Genomic DNA, 17,801 nt, shown 5'->3' on the forward strand with positions numbered 1-17,801 from the left:
TTACGGAGTAATTTCCTATAACATAAAAAATAAGCAGCCACGCACGGTAAGGTGCATGACTGCTGTAGTTTTCAGGCAAATTTAAAAGCAAAAACAGAAATTTTCTATTCTGTATCACGGTGAATATTTTCTTACTCTTAACGGAATCCCATTCTGAGCAGCCAGGATTTTACTCTGCTCTACTTTTTCCTCGCCAATCACATCTACAACTGTGAAGCGTACATCATCAAGATACTGCTTGCAGTCTCTTGCAAATTTCAGCATGGCGTCAAAGGACTTCTCGCCGTATGCTGGACGGACTACTTCATTGTAGGAAGCTGCATCCGGCATATTCAGGCTGATGGATATACTGTCTACAGCCTGACAGATTTCTTCTGCAGTAGAACGTTTGTGAATCAGATCAGATAATCCGTTGGTATTCAGCCTGATCCGGAATGGGTATCTTTCCCTGATATATTTGCTTACTGCTATAAGGTTCTCAAGAGCCATGGTCGGTTCTCCGTATCCGCAGAAAACCACTTCATTACAGTCAGAAAAATCAAACTCATCAATGGCTTTGTAAATCTCTTCCAATGCAGGTTCATGTTCAAACCAGAGATTGGATGCCTCACCGATAGCATCCTCTGTATTTCGGATGCAGAAAGTGCATCTGCATGGACATTTATTGGTGATGTTAAAATATACCTGGTTTTTATATCTGTATATGATATCTGTTGTCATTTTATATTCTCCTCAGTGTCAAGCGGATAAAATCATCCGCTTCGCTACTTGATCCGGTTAAATTCAGTTGTTTCATTTTTCGTATTATTTCGCAATATTCGTCTTAAATCCGATTTTATCAAGTGCAGTACCGATGATCACAAACATAATGGCACTTCCACCTGACTGTACAATACTTCCGCTGACAGAGGTAAAGAAGGATGCTGTAAATCCAAACATAATTCCTTCTGCAATATAGTATCCTGTTGCTGAGATGGCGAATGCAAGGAATAATGCAACTACATTTCTCTTTGTGACCAGCTTTGTTCCTTTAGAAGAAAACGGAAGACAGATCAGCATTTTGATAATTATGGTTGCAGGCGCCCATACAGGTGCTGTCAGAAGATCTGCCAGGCCACCTCCGATCGCTCCTGCCGCACATGCGTAAGGTAGTGGCAGAAATGCTGCTGCCAGATAGATCATCGTGTCGCCCAGATGTACATATCCTCCGTTCACTCCTACCGGAATATGGAAAATATAAGCTGTCATTAAAGTAGTCAATGCTGCCATTACCGCTGTGGCTGTGATCCTTTTCACTGTATCGGCTGTTTTGATGTTTTCTTTTGCTGTTAATTCAGACATAATATGGTCCCTCCTGTTATATATTTTACTTAACTATCCGGCATTTGGTATCTATGATTTCCTGTTTTATATCTGTGTCAGTATCCCCAGATATTTTTCAAAGCAGACTCCGTCATTTCTGTCAGTTCCTTCTTCCACTGCATCGTGAATAGCTCCTCCCAGAAATTCAACAGCCTTCTCCACACATGCTTTCATGGGAATCCCTCTCACCATTCCCGCACTCAGTACAGATGCCAGAAGATCTCCTGTTCCGGAATAACTGCCGCCCTCTTTTACAGAAAAACACCAGTCTGCTTTTTCTTTCTCCAGAACCAGATTTCCCATTCGTGCTCTGCCGTCACTGCCGGACACCTCTACTCCTGTGATCACAATTGCTTCCAGCCCAAAACGCTGAGTCAGATTTCTTCCAGATTTTTCAATTTCCTTAAGCAACTGTGTTTCTTCCATATCAGAAAGTGCTTTCATTCTTTCTTTCATCCCCTCTTCTCCATACAGAAGAAGAAGTGCCTCTGTCAGGTTCGGCGTAATCACTGTAGCTTCTCTGACCAGAGTCCGCATTTTTTCACAGAGAGTCTCTGAATAGGTTTTGTATGTTTCCCCTCTGTCTCCCATAACCGGATCAACCAGGATATGTGTTCCCTCTGTGCAGAACATATCTACAAATTTCAGGATCAGATCCACCTGTCTGGCATCTCCCAGAAATCCTGTATAAACACCATCCGGTGTAAATCCCGTTTTTTTCCACTCGTCCATGATCAGCTCCATCCGGTCTGTATAATCATCCCAGAAATAAGATCCATATCCTGTCTGATTACTCAATATTGCGGTGGGCAGCGGACAAGCCTGGACTCCCATGACGGAAATTACAGGAATCGCTGCTGTAAGAGAGCATTTTCCCAGACCGGACAGATCATGAATTACTGCAATTTTTTTCAATTTTTTATTCCTCTTGCTTTCTTTTATGCTTTGTATTAATATAGCATCACAGTGGATATATGAATATAGCCAGATTTAATGTTTTTTTAAGGGTCAGTTTATTTTTAACCCTATAGCAATTCAAGAATGCCATCAGCATGTTTGAAGGATCGGAGTTTTACATATGGAATTGATTTTAGATAAGAATAAAAAAAGGGAGCACCTGTATCTGGAGGTGTTCCACTATTACAGGGAGCTGATCATGGAGAAAAAGCTCCCGCCCGGAAGCAGGATGCCCTCTCTTCGAAAATGTTCGCAGGAACTAAAGCTGAGCCGCACCACCATTGAAAATGCCTATCTGCAGCTGGCTGCGGAGGGATATATTATTTCCAAAGCCCAGAGCGGATACTATGTGACAGATATAGCTGACAGACAACACACATCTGTCAGAAAAACAGAGAAACATGCTCAGACACCTTGCCGGTTTGATTTTGCATCTTCAGGAGTAGATCGGGAGAGTTTCCGTTTTGACCTTTGGAGACGTTATATCAAAAGCGCTCTTCGCCAGGATGAAAGATTACTGTCTTATGGAGAGCCTCAGGGTGAGGCTGACCTGAGAGATACACTTGCCGATTATGTGAGAGAACGTAGAAACGTGCTATGTAGTGGGGAGGATATTGTGATCGGTGCAGGTATCCAGAGCCTTTTGCACATCCTCTGCCCGCTCCTTGATCAACGTCGGACTGTTTCTTTTCCCAATTCTTCTTTTGTACAGGGAAGTACTGTGTTCCATGACTATGGATTTCAGGTAGATTACAGGAATAAGGACTGTGATATTATTTATGTTTCCCCTGCACATATGACAAAATGGGGTGATATTATGCCTGTTTCCAGACGCCTGGAACTGGTGAATTACTCTGCTGCACATGGCAGTCTGGTCATTGAGGATGATTTTGAAAATGAATTTGTGTATCTGCAGAAGCCTACCCCTTCTCTTTTTGGTCTGGCAGGCGGTCAGAATGTGGTGTATCTGGGAACCTTTTCCAGACTTCTGCTGCCCTCCATCCGTATCAGTTTTATGGTCCTGCCTCCGGAGCTGTCTGCACTGTACAGAAAAAAAGCAGACCAATATAATCAGACAGCATCAAAGGCAGAGCAGATTGCTCTGTGCCAGTTTATCCGGGATGGTCACCTGGCAGCACAGACCCGTAAGCTGAAACGTCTGTATTCTGTAAAGCTGAAAGCACTCCGCAGTGCTGTGCGGGAAGTATTTGGAAAAGATTCCCAGATCCAGACCGGAGCCGCAGGTACCAGCCTGGCCCTGACTCTGTCCACAACTCTTACCTGGCAGGAGCTTCAAAAAAAGGCACAGACCAATGGTCTGCGCCTGCAGCTTCTGAGAGAGGCTCCCGGTAAGATTACCCTGATTCTCTCCTGCTCCTCCATGCCTGTGGCAGATTTCGTCCCGGCATGCAAGCTGTTAAAGAATATCAGTCAGATACAGAATTAGTATCCTCTGTTATTATCAATCATATAAAGCAATGCATTACAGATACATGCGGCAACATTGCTTCCGCCCTTTCTTCCTCTGGCTACAATATAAGGTACGTCTGCCTGCATGATCAGTTCCTTGGACTGAACCACGTTTACAAAGCCTACCGGCACACCGATGATCAGCTCAGGATCCAGCTTGCCATCCTCAATCAGTTCATAGAGACGTACCAGCGCAGTGGGGGCATTTCCGATGGCAAAGATCAGCTTCTTTCCCATGGCAGCAGCCTTATCCATGCTGGCTGTAGCTCTTGTGGTTCCGTTGGCTTTGGCTGTGGCAGCTACGTCCTCGTCAGAGATAAAGCAGAATACTTCTCCGCCGTAACGGGAAAGGACTCTCTTGTTGATCCCGGACTCTGCCATGTGTGTATCTGTCACAATGCAGGCACCGTCTTTGATAGCAGCAATTGCTTTCTCAACTGCATTCTCAGAGAAACAGAGATTCTCTGCATAATCAAAGTCTGCGCTTGTGTGAATACATCTCTTTACGATCAGCTCTGTTCCGGGAACCAGCTTTTTATCTCCAAGTTCCTCTGTGATGATCTCAAAGCTGCGTTTCTCTATATCCATTGGTTTTACATTTTCCAGTTCTACTTTCATTCCTTATCTCCCAAATTCCATAAATTCCCGTATACAATAGTTACATCTATCACTCATTATAGCAATCCTCTAAAATAATGCATCTTAATCCAGCCCATCAGAGTGTGAAATTTTACGAGGATTGCTATAGTTTATCTGGATTTTCACCATATAGTTCCGGATCAGATCCCCTGCTCCAGAATGTCATAGATTTTCTTCATATCCAGATGCTTCCTCAGTTCTGCTGCCAGGATATCATACTGGGTTTCTTTAAATGCTGCAAAATCGATTCCTGTCATCTGAGATACATCGATTCCCTTTTTCTCACCCAGAACACGTATAACAGCCTCTGCCACATCTTCCCTGTCAAAAACTCCATGGACATAGGTTCCGCAGACATTTTTACGGTATGCACCGTCTTCCTTACACTCTCCTGACACCTGATCTTCAATGGATACACTGTGTCCGGCCTCGCCTTTTAACACAGTTTCTCCCATATGGATCTCGTAACCCTCCAGTTCTGCGCCGGAAAGTGCCTGAAGCTCTCCCTCGAGTTCCAGAAATCTGCCGGAAACTCTGGTTCTGGTTTTCTTTTCCGCAAAAACAGTATCCATAGGAAGCAGTCCCATTCCCTTGATGGTTCCTCCGGCTTCCACATGATGAGGGTCACTTAAGGTCTCACCCAGCATCTGATAACCGCCACAGATTCCAAAGATGATCTTACCCTTTGCAGCTTCCTTCAAAACTGCAGCTTCCAGACCATTAGCCCGCATCCACAGCAGATCTTCCATTGTATTTTTTGTTCCTGGAAGGATGATCATATCCGGATTTTTCAGTTCACTGACATGCTGTACATATCTCAAGGAAACTCCCGGGATACTTTCCAGTGGATTAAAATCTGTGAAATTGGAGATCCTTGGCACCCGGATCACTGCAATATCAATAAGATCCACTTCCTGTTTTCTGTCAAATCTTTCTGTGAGGCTGTCCTCATCCTCCACCTGAATATCCAGATACGGAGCCACTCCCACTACAGGGATATGGCTTCTCTCCTCCAGCATCTGCACTCCCGGATCAAGGATGGTCTTGTCGCCGCGGAATTTGTTGATAATCAGACCCTTTACCATCTCTCTTTCATCCGCTTCCAGAAGCTCCACTGTACCGATCAACTGTGCAAAAACACCACCTCTGTCAATATCTCCCACCAGAAGCACCGGTGCCTTTGCCATCTTTGCCATTCCCATATTTACGATATCTTCTGTTTTCAGATTGATCTCCGCCGGGCTTCCGGCCCCCTCGATCACAATGATATCATTTTCTGATGCCAGTTTATCATAGGCCTTCATAATGTCAGGCACCAGCTTTTTCTTATATTTAAAATAATCTCTGGCACTCATGGTTCCCAGGACTTCTCCGTTTACGATCACCTGGGAGCCTACATCATTGGTAGGCTTCAGAAGAATGGGGTTCATCAGCACAGAAGGCTTAATTCCGGCTGCTTCCGCCTGCATCACCTGAGCTCTGCCCATCTCCAGCCCCTCTTCTGTAATAAAAGAGTTCAGTGCCATATTCTGGGATTTAAAGGGTGCCACCCTGTATCCATCCTGTTTAAAAATCCTGCAAAGCCCTGCTGCCAGAAGGCTTTTTCCTGCATTGGACATTGTCCCCTGCACCATAATCGCTTTTGCCATTTTTTGTTTCCCCTTTTCTCCTGTATAAATACTTATGAAAGCACTTCTTCCAGTACCTCTATCAGCTTTTCATTCTGTTCATGCAGCTTCACTGCCACACGGTAATATCCTTTTTTCAGCCCCAGATAGTTACTGCAATCCCGGATCAGGATCCCCTTTGCAACACATCTTTCAAAGAGATCCTCAGGTCCGTAAAAGAATATATAATTTGCTTCAGAAGGATATACCGTCAGCCCAACCTGTCTCATCTTTTCCTTCATCCATGCAGATTCCCTGAAAATGATCTGCCGTCCTGCTTCCACATATTCTGATTCCTTCAGTGCTGCCATTCCTGCCTGCTGTGCCATGGTAGACACATTCCAGGGCTGGGTGACTGCCTCCATCCGGTCAAGTACTTTCCTGTCCGAACAGAATCCATAGCCCAGACGCACACCGGGGATCGCATATCTTTTGGTAAATGCCTTAAGAATAAAAAGTCCCGGATATTTTTCCAGTTTTCCCTTCAGCGTATATTTCTCCGGATCTTTTACAAAATCCAGGAAGCACTCATCTACTACCATAAATATTCCCTGCATGGCACAGGTTTCCAGGATTTCTTCCAGAAGGTCCTGAGGTATGGTAATCCCTGTAGGATTATTGGGATTACACAGGAAAATAATATCCGGCTTTTCTCTTTTCAGAACATCCGGATAATCTTTCTGTATACAGAAATCATTTTCCTCTTTCAGATAATATCTGCTGATCTCACAGCCAACACTGACCAGTGCCTGTTCATACTCCGCAAAGGTAGGAGCAGGAAGAAGGGCCTTCTTTGGATTCAATGCCCTGCTGAGGGAAAAAATAAGGTCTGCGGCTCCATTCCCGCAGATCAGATATTCTTTTTTTGTATATTCATAATCTGCGATTGCCTCTTTCAGAGGTCCGCATCCTACACGGGGATAATCACTCAGGTCCTCTACGCTGTCTATGATCGCCTGCTTTACACTCTGCGGTGTTCCCAACGGATTACAGTTTGCAGAGAAATCCAGACAGTGATCATATTTATAAACATCACCGCCATGTATATGTTTTGTCATCAGTTGTCTCCTGTCTTACTATACATGTTTTATATTAATTACTATTCGGCAATCCACGTTACCGGAATTATAAAAAGAAACAATATCGCACCGCGCTTCCGATCAGAATAAATATCACAGCCCCCAGGATCGCTGTTGCATAAAGCAGACGATTGGAACGTCTGATATCCTCCACCTCCACAGGGCGGATTCCATCTCCTATGGTTGGTTTCTCATAAAGCTTTCCGAAATAGTAAGCATTGCCTGCAAGCTGTACCTCCAGCGCACCTGCCATTGCTGCCTCTGTCTGTGCAGAGTTGGGGCTGGCGTGATTTCTTCTGTCTCTGCGGTAAATCTTCGCTGCATTTTTCACATCCATTTTTACAAATGCAGAGGCTGCCACCATCAGCCATCCTGAAAGTCTGGCTGGAATATAATTGGCCACATCATCCAGCTTTGCAGCGCAACGACCAAAATACAGATATTTATCATTCTTATAACCCAGCATGGAATCCATGGTATTGATTCCTTTGTAAAGAAACATCAGCCACACTCCGCCGATTGCCATATAGAACATCGGTGCTATGACACCGTCTGAAGCATTCTCTGCCACAGTCTCTACTGCCGCCTTTGTAACACCCTCCTCTGTCAATGACTGGGTATCACGGCCTACGATCATGGATACTGCATAACGGGCCTCATCCAAAGTTCCGTTTTTCAGTCTGTCATAGACTTTCATGCTCTCTGTTTTCAGAGATTTCGTTGCCAGAAGCTGATAACACCAGAAGGTTTCCAGTGCAAATCCCGCCCATACTGAGATTCCATAGAGAATGTGGAGGATCAGAAATGGGATTCCACCGCTTAACAGACAGACAAGGATCACTTCCACTATACCTGCAGCCAGTTCGCCCTTATCTGTTTTCGGAAAAATCTTCCGAAGTATTTTTTCCAGAAATGCGATCAGATTTCCGATCAGACACACCGGATGATACAGCCATCTGGGATCTCCTATCATAAGATCAAGTATGAAGCCTGCTGCAAGGGCAGGCATACTGTAATATAACATATTTTTAAAACTCCTTGTTATGATATTCCAGACATTTCATGAGAAAAGCCCTGGGAATCTGGGGATTTCCATAATAATAGATATGAGGATATCCTGCCAGCAGATTACTGCTGCTATGTATACAGTCCCAGCCTCTTTTACTTAAAGGCTTCGCCGCATGGAAGTCACTTCCACAGTTCTCAGAATCAAAATAGTGGAATTCATGGGCCGGAATCTCGCCGATCTCCTCTGCACTTCTGCCAAAAACAGGTTTCCTGGCGGTTAATGTGATATATCCAAATCTGGTCAGTCTGGGAGTACGGAAACATTTTCCGGGGATCACTCCGCAGGTTTTCCGGAACACTCCGCCCATATCCTCCATCTGCTCATGAAGATACATGAAGCCTCCGCATTCTGCCATACATGGCATGCCCTGTTTAACTGCCTGTGCAATCTCTTCTTTCATGGATGCATTGCGTTCCAGTGCCTCTCCATTTAATTCCGGATAACCGCCATAAAGAAGAATCCCATCCAGATCTGCAGGAAGATGTTCATCATGAATTGGCGAGAAATCAACCAGCTCTGCCCCCATTTCCTGAAGGAGACGGAAATTGTCTTCATAGAAGAAACAAAAGGCTTCATCCTTTGCCACTCCGATACGCAGCTTCTGTGGCAGACAATATCCATATGTCCTGTCTTTCTGTATCAGAGATTCCGGCACTTGCAGCTCCTCTGCATTTTTGGCAAGCCCAAGGATCTGTCGATTTCCAGTGTATCTTCCAATATTCCGGCCAGCTTCTGCAAGCGTTCCCTCAGATCAGAAATCTCCTCAGGAAGCACAAGACCCAGATGACGGCTCTCGATCACACAGTCCTCTACCTTTGGCACATATCCAAGAACCTCCACCTCAAGCTGTTCTTCCACCAGCTTCTTCATTCTGGGATAAAGCATGGGAGACATCTGGTTAAAGATCACGCCTTTGATATGGCTTTTCTCTTTGTACTCCATAAAACCTTTGATATAAGCTGCCAGGGAAATACTCATTCCTCTGCTGTTTACCACAAGGATGACCGGAGTATCTGTGGTATCTGCCAGGTCATAGGCGCTTGCTTTCGTGGATATTCCACCCACGCCGTCATAATAGCCCATAACACCTTCCATCACTGCAATATCGCAGTCTGCTGCATTTTTTCCAAGCAGGTATCGGGTAGTCTCGGCATCTGTAAAAAAGGTGTCCAGATTACGGGATTTCGTCCCGATGACTCTGGAATGAAACATGGGATCTATATAATCCGGTCCGCATTTAAAAGATGCCACTTTCATTTTTCGATTGACCAGTGCCTGCAGAAGTCCGCAGGTGATCAGTGTTTTGCCACTGCCGCTGGCTCCTGCTGCAAGAAGTATTCTTGGAATATCCATCCCTGTTCTCCTCTGTTTCTGTCCTATATTTTTTCAACAATTTCAGGGCATTCCAATCTATTAACTGTTAATCTGTATTTCCTTAACTGTTAATTTGTAATCCCTGATATCTGCATCATTTGTTATTTCCCGGGATTCTGAAGTGTAATAATATAAATAGGATTCTCGCCCATCATCATATGATAACGTCCGATTGCCTTTGAACGTGCCGCACTTAGCTGCACGATTTCATTTTCTTCAAATCCAAACTCTTTCGCTGTTTCCAATGCTTCAGACACAGTTTCAAGAGTGATACAGTTGATCACGATCCGGACATGAGGGTTCTTTTCAAGTAACAGCTTCACGATCTCTTTCAGATTTCCTGACGAGCCTCCGATAAAAGCATGGGTTGGTACCGGAAGATCTTTCAGAGCCTCCGGTGCAAGTCCTTCCACAATCTCCAGATTATCCGCTGCAAATTTCACCTTATTCCGGTGGATCAGTTCAACTGCGTCTTCCTTTTTCTCAATTGCCCAGACCTGTCCCTGATGAGCACGAAGTGCCATCTCTATTGACAGTGAGCCTGTTCCTGCACCCACATCATAGCAGACAGAATCAGCAGTCAGCCGCAATTTGGAAAGGGATACCGTACGCACCTCTTCCTTTGTCATAGGCGCTTTGCCTCTGATAAATTCTTCATCTCTGATCCCATGCGTCTCCAGACGTGTTCCTGCATTTTCATTTACTGCACAGATGACGGACAAAGGATCACCCTTATATTCTGTCAGCTCGCTGGCAGGTTTTACAAAAATCTTCTCATTTTCATAAGACAGATTCTCTCCCACATAAAGGAGCACATCACCCATCCCGTATTTTACCAGTTTCTCTGCCAGAACTGCTACACCGTCTGAGGTTCCAAGTATGGAAAATACTTTCTCCGCATAACAGATATGTGAGATAAGATTACATCCTCTTCCATGTGCACTGACGATTTTGGCATCATCCCAGGACAATCCTATTTGGGACATAAAATATACAACTGAGGAAATCCCACACTGAATCTCTATCTCTGTATTATTTTGTGCTGAACTATCCCGTTCTTCCTCACTCTTCTCTGATCCGTTCTTTCTCTGTACTCTCAGATCCGCACTGTCCTGACACAGTACTTCCAGAAGTTTTCTGGCTCCACTGTAGAAGCCCACATCTCCGGAAAGGACAATCACAATATTGTCATACTCCGGGTGTGCATCAATATAATCCCTGATCTCCTGGCTTCTGTATTCCACGAACACATCCTGTCCCGGACGTTTCACAGAATCCACCATCCTCCTGGCACCGATCAGAAGATCCGCCTGCTCCAGGCTGTTCTTACCCTGGACAGTGAGAAGTTTTTGACTTCCCATTCCAATTCCCAGCAATGTAATATGCGGTCTGTGGGCTAAGCTGAAATGTTCTGTAAGAAATCTCTTACATTCTCTCACAGACATTCCTTTCTCCTTCAGAGGACGCCCGATGATCACAGGAACTGCATCACATTCCAGGGCAGCATCGATCTTATCCTGAAATCCACCTGCTTTTCCTGTATCCTTTGTGACCAGATATCTGCAGTCATACTGTCTGAGCATTGCAGCATTCAGCTCTCTGGAAAAAGGTCCCTGCATTCCTATCAGATGTTTTCCCTCAAATCCCAGCTCTGCACAGGCTTTCATCACATTGGGCAGAGAAAGGACTCTTGCATAAAGACGGTTCTGATAATCCTTCATGCCTGTGAAGCCGGCCAGTTCCTTGCTTCCTGTTGTCAGCAATACATTTCCCTGGGTCTGATCCAGATAATCTGTAGCAGCCTGAACACTGTCCACATATACTGCCCTGTCCTCATGTTCTCCTGCTTCTCTCAGCACCCTGTAATATGCTGTCTGCGTATTCTCACAGGCTGTCCTGATATTTACAGTCACCTCAGCAGCATAAGGATGAGTGGCATCCAGCACCATTTCCGGTTTCTCCTGTAAAAAGGTCTCCTCCATGGCTGCTGCATCCAGTCTTCCGGTCTGAACAGTGAGAAATTCATTTTCTGTAAGAGATTTGCTGCCATATTCTGTGGCAACAAATCCCTTTGTCTCTATCTTATGATCTGCCAGAAACCGGCAGATCTCGTATCCTTCTGTTGTTCCCGCAAAAACAAGAACTTTATACATTCCTATATCCCCTCGGTGTTACCATCTTATTGTTGATTTCCTTTGTCTGAGAATTACCGATAAATACTGTGGTAAACATATCCACCTGTGTATCTCTCAGTTCTTTTAATGTCATTACATGAGCTTCTTCGCCTTCTCTTGCGATATTGGAAACTGTTCCGCAGATGGTATCCGGTGATTTGTATTTCATCATCAGATCACAGGCTTTCTGCAGGTAATCATGACGTTTTTTACTTGACGGATTATAAAGGCATACAACAAAATCTGCCTGAGCTGCTGCCAGAAGTCTTGCCTCTATCTTTTCCCATGGTGTGAGAAGGTCACTTAAGCTGATCAGACAGAAGTCATGGATCAGAGGTGCACCCAGAACAGCAGCTCCGCCTGTTGCAGCTGTCACACCCGGAATGATCTCCAGTTCTGTTTCCGGATAATTGACACCAACCTCATACATCAGACCTGCCATACCGTAAACCCCGGCATCACCGCTGCAGATCATGGAAACAGTCTTACCTTTCTTTGCCTCTTCAAAAGCAAGGACACAGCGGTCCACTTCCTTTTTCATTGGTGTAGTCATAAATTCTTTTCCCGGAAAATATTCCTTCACCAGGTCTACATATACGGTATATCCGATGATCGCATCACTTTCATTCATGGCGCGGATCGCTTTTCCTGTCATCTGGTCATAAGCTCCCGGTCCGATTCCGATTACATATATTTTACTCAAAATGTATCCTCCATTCCCTGGCAGCCACTGCTGTGGTCACACCATTTTCTCCTGTTTTTCTCTGCAGCAGTCTGCCATTTCCACTGGCAAGGACTGCACTTCTCTCACAGACATTGTCCACACCTGTGATCTTTTTTACAAAAGGTGAGGGAGTAAATTCTCCAGGCACCTGTTTTAATTCTTCTTCTGTATAAGTCACAAAAGGAATCTGCCAGTCCTGTGACAATGACAGGATTCCCTTTTCTTCTTTCTTCAGATCGATGCTTGCGATCTGCTCAAATGCTTCTTTATGAAATCCGGATCTGTCCAGCACCTTCTGCGCTGCCTCTGCGATTCCACGGGCATCCTTGTCTTTCCTGCAGCCCATACCCAGAGTCAGACATTTCGGAACTACCTGTGTGGTAGAAATAAAAGGATTACAGGAAGTATGTACAGTAACTGCAACTCCGCAGTCTATATTCGTACAGTCTGTCCCTGTTCCATCAAAACCAGAGCTTTTCTGTGTTTCCTCTTCTGATCTGTCATCCGTACTGTTGACAGGATTCCCATATTCGTCACACCGGGCCAGCCCCTCCGGCAGTTCGCCGTCCGTCGGAAACTCACTGTAAAATCCAACTTTCTTTCCCGCCAGAAGTGCAGCAGAGACTTCCTTTGCTGCTTTCATGTTAAAGATATTGCAATTATTTTTCTTTGCAAAAACATCTACTGCAAAACGGTGATGCAGGTCTGTGGCTGTTGTGACCACTGGTATTGCTTCCAGAATTTCTGCTGTTTTTAGCGCCAGTTCATTGGCACCGCCCAGATGTCCTGACAGAAGGGAAATGACAAACTTTCCACACTCATCTACGACCAGCACCGCAGGGTCTGACTTCTTTGACGCTACATAAGGCGCAATGCTGCGGACGGCAATTCCGGTGGCACCGATAAAAATCAGTGCATCTGAATCAGAAAATTTCTCTCCTGCCCATGCAGAGGTACTGATCTGAATGGAATCCGGAAGATATTTACTTTTTTTATCCAGTTCTGCTGTCATACCGGCAGCTTCCAGCCCCCGGCATAATCTCTCCCCGGTCTGCTGACCGGTAAGGCTGAAGCATATAAGTGCAACCTTCACTGTTATATTCCTTCTCTTTCTCCTGTTTACAGTAATCTCATAAACGATAGCAATTCCTTAAGGTTACCAGATTCTATGAGTGATGTGTTTTTGATTTCACAGCTTCACGAAATTCTGTGGTAAACTCCGGATCATACAGCTTGGAACGGTCATAGTGTGCTGCTGCAACTGTATCTCCGATGATCATCAGAGCTGTTTTTGTAATATTATTTTCTGCAGCTGTTTTTGCCAGTGTTCCCACTGTGCAGACGAAGGTCTTCTGTTCCGGCCAGGTTGCCTTATATACAATGGCTGCTGGTGTATCTGCTGTGTAGCCGCCTTCAATAAGACGTTTGCTCAGTTCTTCCAGCATTCCTGTACTTAAGAATACAACCATGGTTGCCTGATGAGCAGCAAATGACTGAATGCTTTCCTTGGACGGAACCGGAGTTCTGCCTTCCATTCGTGTAATGATCACACTCTGGGAAATATCCGGCAGAGTATATTCCAGATTCAGGGCACTTGCAGCACCGCAGAATGCACTGACACCCGGACAGTAATCATAAGCAATATTTTTCTCATCCAGAATATCCATCTGTTCACGGATCGCACCGTAAATACACGGGTCTCCGGTATGAAGGCGGACAGTTGTCTTTCCTTCTGCTTCCGCCTTCTCGATCACATGGATCACTTCCTCCAGTGTCATTTTTGCACTGTTGTGGATAGTGCAGATGTCCTTTGTATATTCCAGAAGCTTTGGATTTACCAGTGATCCTGCATAGATCACCACATCTGCTTCCTCCAGATACTGTTTTCCTCTTACTGTGATAAGATCCGGTGCTCCCGGACCTGCTCCTACGAAATGTACCATAATCTATCATTCTCCTTTATAAATTTATTTCAACTGTTCAATACTTTCACAGTTGTGAGTCAAAATCCATTCAAGCGGATATTCGCAATCCGCTTCGCTACTTGCTCATAACCGAATAACTGCTCCGCAGTTTATCAGAAGGAGCTTGCACTCCTCCTGATACAAGCAAGTCCCCACCCACTGCTTATTGCTTTTCGCAATTGAAGCAGGGGACTTACTTGATTCGGTTAAAATCGCCTTTGCGATAGGATCTTTACTGTGCCTCATCATTCTGTGCATTGATCAGTGTTATCAGCTTCTCTGCATCTGCAGTCTGCCCCAGATACCCATAAGTATTATTAAAAATCACTGCCCCCAGAAGAATCTGCTCATAGGATCTGTGATTTAAATAAAACTGGATCCTGTCCAGGATCTCTTTCATGGTCTTCTGAAGTATCTGATATTTTTCCAGAATGTCTATTGCTTCATCTGTAGTAGATGCATTCAGGATTTCCTTTGCACACTCTAACGATGCTCCTGCCCGGATCGCATTGGATGCCAGCACTTCCATCCTGGCATCTGCACTGTGGGAATGGGTATTCATGATCCCTGCTGCAACTTTTACAAACTTTCCAATATGGGCGATGAAAAGGATTCCCTTAACTCCCATATCAATTGCCATGTCAATGGTCTCACCTACATAATTGCTGCATTTGATATTTTTTTCATAAGGGAGATCCATATGCTCCCGCAGATAATCTGCCCCGTAATTTCCCGGTGTTACCAGAAGATATTCTTCTCCCTGGGAAAAATGCTGCTTCATCTCTACATTGATACTCTGTACAAGAGCAGCTTCGCTCATAGGTTCTACAATCCCGGAAGTTCCCAGAATGGAGATTCCTCCCACAATTCCCAGACGTGGATTAAAGGTTTTCTTTGCAATTTCCACACCTTCAGGAACGGAGATGGTGATCTTCAGTCCGCCCTCATAATCATATTTCTCAGCAATTTCTGTAGCTTCACGCAAAATCATGGCCTTTGGCACAGGATTGATGGCTGCTTCCCCGATTTTCTGGGAAAGTCCGGCTTTTGTTACCCTTCCCACACCAACGCCTCCGTCGAGGATGATTCCCGGTTCTTTTGTTTTCTGCACCGTAGCATAAACCAGTATTCCGTTTGTAGTATCCGGATCATCTCCTGCATCCTTCTGAATTGCACAGGTCACCTGATTTCCTTCAATCCGGATGTCTTTCAGTTCCAGTGTAAGCAGGATTCCCTTAGGAGTCATCAAGGTGACATCCTTCTGCATGACACCACCCAGCAGGATCTTTGCAGCACCCTTACATGCAGCTGCTGCGCAGGAGCCTGTTGTATAGCCAAACCTCATTTTTTTATTGCCACGTATCACGTAGTAATCTTCCAGTCCGTTTTTCATGATATCTCCTTTGCTGCATTGTTGTCACATCCTGTCTGCAGATTACTATAATGTCATTTATATAACATCTACATAAAAAGGAGGGATTTCTGTGTGCAACAAAATCCCTCCTGAAAGTTCTTTTCCCGAAATATCCTCTGGTTGCCGCAGATCATATTTCCTCTCTACAATGAAAAGCAGACAGTATCTGGCTGTTACAGTAACGGACTTGCGCAGGAATTTCACCTGACTTCCTGTAATGCTTTTCCAGAATTATTTCCGAGAATCATTATATAATTTTGAGCAGTAAAAGTCAACGCATTTCATGGCTATACCACCTTGTTATACTACCTTATGCTTCAGCCATTTCCTACTGTGGAAGCGAAGAGAAAATACGATTCCCCGCACTGTCCAGTCAGTAAACATTCCAATCCATACAGCCATTGGGCCGAAGCCTCTGAAACGAATCAGATATACACAAAGACAAAAACGGAATGTCCACATAGTGATACAGGATGTGATCATGGAAAATTTTACATCTCCGGCTGCTCTAAGGCCATAAGCAGGGATAAATGCCAGGGTCCATACAATAGGTTTGACAACCGTTATCCAGGATATCATATGGAAACACATTCTTGCACTTTCCGGTTCCATACCACCCAGCTTTGTGACCGGAATGGTTAAGGCAAACACCAAAAGACAGCTTGCAACAACAATGATTTCTGCAAGAACACTTAATTTCTTAATATAGTAAACTGCCTCATCCTTTCTGCCCGCTCCCAGACACTGTCCTACTACAGTCATCAGACCGATTCCTACACCGATAGCTGCAATACCGTTAAGGTTCTCAAGGATATTCGTCATTGCCTGAGCTGCAATGGCTACCGTCCCCAGTGTAGATACGGAAGACTGTATTGCCAGCTTTCCAAGCTGAAACATGCTGTTCTCTATACCGGACGGGATTCCCAGAGCCAGAACTCTTCTGATCATTTTTCCATCCGGACGGATCTGTCTGTAATTTCTGACTACAATAGGCTGTCTGTCCATACGAAGCTGCCAGAGTACCACTACAGCACAAAAGACTCTGGATGCAAGAGTTGCGATGGCAGCTCCTGCCACTCCCATATTGAATCCCCAGATCAGCGCCGCATTTCCGCCGATATTAATCACATTTGAAATAACCGATACTGTCATTGGCCCTCTGGTATTTCCCTGGGATCGGAATATGGATGCTCCCGCATCATAGAGTGCTATAAATGGAAAGGATAATGCCGTATAGAAGAAATACACCTGAGAGGCAGTCATAACATCTGCTTCTACTTTTCCGAATATCAGTTTTAACAGCGGCACACGAAACAGCAGGCACAGAGCAGTCACTGCTACAGATATGGCAGTAATGATAAATAATACCTGTCTTGCTGATTTATTTGCCATTTCATGATTTTTCTGACCTATGTACTGTGAACAGAGGATTGCACCGCCTGCTGCCAGCGCTGAGAACGCCTGGATCACCAATACATTGATGGAATCCACCAGAGATACTGCGGATATTGCAGCAGAGCCTACATTGCTGACCATCATGGTATCCACAGTTCCCATCAGGGAATTCAGTACCTGTTCAAAAATAACCGGTATCAACAGGGTTCGGAGCATTTTGTTTGTAAAAATATGTTGCTGTTCTTTCATTTTTTTCCACCTGAATCTATTTTCTTTTTTTGATTATACGCTTAATTTTCTGTGATGCAATAGAATAAAATGTATTTTTTAACGTTTTCAGGGTTACTGTTCACCCGCCACTATTCCGCGAGGTGTTTTGGCATGAATATGCCAAAATCCCGAGACATACAAGCCAAAATTCCATTGCCGCAGGCAATCTGGAATGAGTTTTGGCTACATTACTGTGAACAAAGTGAACAGTAATTTTTCAGGAAATCTGATAATTGTTCTTGT

The 17,801-nt window shown here is 44.7% G+C and carries 14 protein-coding genes and 1 pseudogene; 1 reads left to right on the forward strand and 14 read right to left on the reverse strand.

Translation table 11 applies throughout. The annotated features are described in order from the left end of the window. Positions 1 to 114: 114 nt before the first annotated feature. From AC075J_RS10710 to AC075J_RS10720, 3 genes are all read right to left on the reverse strand, one after another. Entirely contained in the window at positions 115 to 720 is a 606-nt protein-coding gene (locus AC075J_RS10710; RefSeq protein WP_008704792.1) for a TIGR04100 family radical SAM protein, read from the reverse strand. An 84-nt stretch (positions 721 to 804) separates the two neighbouring features. Beyond that, positions 805 to 1,341, reverse strand: coding sequence for a TIGR04002 family protein (locus AC075J_RS10715; protein ID WP_008704793.1), 537 nt, complete (start codon positions 1,339 to 1,341; stop codon positions 805 to 807). Positions 1,342 to 1,407: 66 nt separating this feature from the next. Continuing rightward, a complete protein-coding gene (locus AC075J_RS10720) occupies positions 1,408 to 2,277 on the reverse strand; it encodes a pyridoxamine kinase (RefSeq protein ID WP_055060045.1) in 870 nt (289 codons plus the stop codon). A gap of 163 nt (positions 2,278 to 2,440) precedes the next feature. Here AC075J_RS10720 and pdxR point away from each other — a divergent pair, with 163 nt between their 5' ends. Beyond that, positions 2,441 to 3,766: a MocR-like pyridoxine biosynthesis transcription factor PdxR gene (gene pdxR, locus AC075J_RS10725; RefSeq protein WP_055060046.1), complete on the forward strand. Its 1,326-nt coding sequence runs from the start codon at positions 2,441 to 2,443 to the stop codon at positions 3,764 to 3,766. Here the strand turns inward: pdxR and AC075J_RS10730 are convergent. From AC075J_RS10730 to AC075J_RS10780, 11 genes and pseudogenes are all read right to left on the reverse strand, one after another. Beyond that, positions 3,763 to 4,407 (reverse strand): precorrin-8X methylmutase, encoded by a 645-nt coding sequence (locus AC075J_RS10730; protein WP_008704797.1) that lies wholly within the window; start codon positions 4,405 to 4,407, stop codon positions 3,763 to 3,765. The genes pdxR and AC075J_RS10730 overlap by 4 nt on opposite strands. A gap of 161 nt (positions 4,408 to 4,568) precedes the next feature. Further along, entirely contained in the window at positions 4,569 to 6,077 is a 1,509-nt protein-coding gene (locus AC075J_RS10735; RefSeq protein WP_055053407.1) for a cobyric acid synthase, read from the reverse strand. 32 nt (positions 6,078 to 6,109) lie between these two features. Beyond that, the gene (locus AC075J_RS10740; RefSeq protein WP_055053406.1) at positions 6,110 to 7,153 is read right to left on the reverse strand and encodes a pyridoxal phosphate-dependent aminotransferase; all 1,044 of its coding nucleotides are present in this window, start codon (positions 7,151 to 7,153) and stop codon (positions 6,110 to 6,112) included. Positions 7,154 to 7,220: 67 nt separating this feature from the next. Then, positions 7,221 to 8,198 (reverse strand): adenosylcobinamide-phosphate synthase CbiB, encoded by a 978-nt coding sequence (gene cbiB / locus AC075J_RS10745; RefSeq protein WP_055053405.1) that lies wholly within the window; start codon positions 8,196 to 8,198, stop codon positions 7,221 to 7,223. A 4-nt stretch (positions 8,199 to 8,202) separates the two neighbouring features. Continuing rightward, a pseudogene (locus AC075J_RS10750) lies at positions 8,203 to 9,596 on the reverse strand (cobyrinate a,c-diamide synthase). A 122-nt stretch (positions 9,597 to 9,718) separates the two neighbouring features. Continuing rightward, positions 9,719 to 11,770 carry a precorrin-6A reductase gene (cobK, locus tag AC075J_RS10755; RefSeq protein WP_119250647.1) on the reverse strand — a complete coding sequence of 684 codons (2,052 nt, stop codon included), beginning with the start codon at positions 11,768 to 11,770 and terminating at the stop codon, positions 9,719 to 9,721. Then, positions 11,763 to 12,494 carry a precorrin-3B C(17)-methyltransferase gene (gene cobJ, locus AC075J_RS10760; RefSeq protein WP_008704807.1) on the reverse strand — a complete coding sequence of 244 codons (732 nt, stop codon included), beginning with the start codon at positions 12,492 to 12,494 and terminating at the stop codon, positions 11,763 to 11,765. Before cobJ ends, cobK begins: the two co-directional genes overlap by 8 nt. Further along, positions 12,487 to 13,608, reverse strand: a complete 1,122-nt coding sequence (locus tag AC075J_RS10765; protein WP_119250648.1) for a cobalt-precorrin 5A hydrolase — start codon at positions 13,606 to 13,608, stop codon at positions 12,487 to 12,489. Before AC075J_RS10765 ends, cobJ begins: the two co-directional genes overlap by 8 nt. 73 nt (positions 13,609 to 13,681) lie before the next feature. Then, on the reverse strand, positions 13,682 to 14,458 hold the full coding sequence (gene cobM / locus AC075J_RS10770; RefSeq protein WP_119250649.1) for a precorrin-4 C(11)-methyltransferase: 777 nt from the start codon (positions 14,456 to 14,458) through the stop codon (positions 13,682 to 13,684). Positions 14,459 to 14,711: 253 nt separating this feature from the next. Beyond that, complete coding sequence (gene cbiD / locus AC075J_RS10775) at positions 14,712 to 15,872, reverse strand: cobalt-precorrin-5B (C(1))-methyltransferase CbiD (RefSeq protein ID WP_119250650.1); 1,161 nt, start codon at positions 15,870 to 15,872, stop codon at positions 14,712 to 14,714. Positions 15,873 to 16,193: 321 nt separating this feature from the next. Further along, positions 16,194 to 17,537, reverse strand: coding sequence for an MATE family efflux transporter (locus AC075J_RS10780; RefSeq protein WP_055152927.1), 1,344 nt, complete (start codon positions 17,535 to 17,537; stop codon positions 16,194 to 16,196). Positions 17,538 to 17,801 lie beyond the last annotated feature (264 nt).

The organism is Blautia sp. ZXY-1-C6, from assembly GCF_056339875.1.

What these genes read in the sequence shown, in the direction of transcription:
- cobM (WP_119250649.1), bottom strand. Translation starts at nt 14,458, where the DNA reads ATGGTACATTTCGTAGGAGCAGGTCCGGGAGCACCGGATCTTATCACA.
- AC075J_RS10710 (WP_008704792.1), bottom strand. Translation starts at nt 720, where the DNA reads ATGACAACAGATATCATATACAGATATAAAAACCAGGTATATTTTAAC.
- AC075J_RS10780 (WP_055152927.1), bottom strand. Translation starts at nt 17,537, where the DNA reads ATGAAAGAACAGCAACATATTTTTACAAACAAAATGCTCCGAACCCTG.
- AC075J_RS10715 (WP_008704793.1), bottom strand. Translation starts at nt 1,341, where the DNA reads ATGTCTGAATTAACAGCAAAAGAAAACATCAAAACAGCCGATACAGTG.
- AC075J_RS10730 (WP_008704797.1), bottom strand. Translation starts at nt 4,407, where the DNA reads ATGAAAGTAGAACTGGAAAATGTAAAACCAATGGATATAGAGAAACGC.
- pdxR (WP_055060046.1), top strand. Translation starts at nt 2,441, where the DNA reads ATGGAATTGATTTTAGATAAGAATAAAAAAAGGGAGCACCTGTATCTG.
- cbiD (WP_119250650.1), bottom strand. Translation starts at nt 15,872, where the DNA reads ATGAAAAACGGACTGGAAGATTACTACGTGATACGTGGCAATAAAAAA.
- cobK (WP_119250647.1), bottom strand. Translation starts at nt 11,770, where the DNA reads ATGTATAAAGTTCTTGTTTTTGCGGGAACAACAGAAGGATACGAGATC.
- cbiB (WP_055053405.1), bottom strand. Translation starts at nt 8,198, where the DNA reads ATGTTATATTACAGTATGCCTGCCCTTGCAGCAGGCTTCATACTTGAT.
- AC075J_RS10740 (WP_055053406.1), bottom strand. Translation starts at nt 7,153, where the DNA reads ATGACAAAACATATACATGGCGGTGATGTTTATAAATATGATCACTGT.
- AC075J_RS10735 (WP_055053407.1), bottom strand. Translation starts at nt 6,077, where the DNA reads ATGGCAAAAGCGATTATGGTGCAGGGGACAATGTCCAATGCAGGAAAA.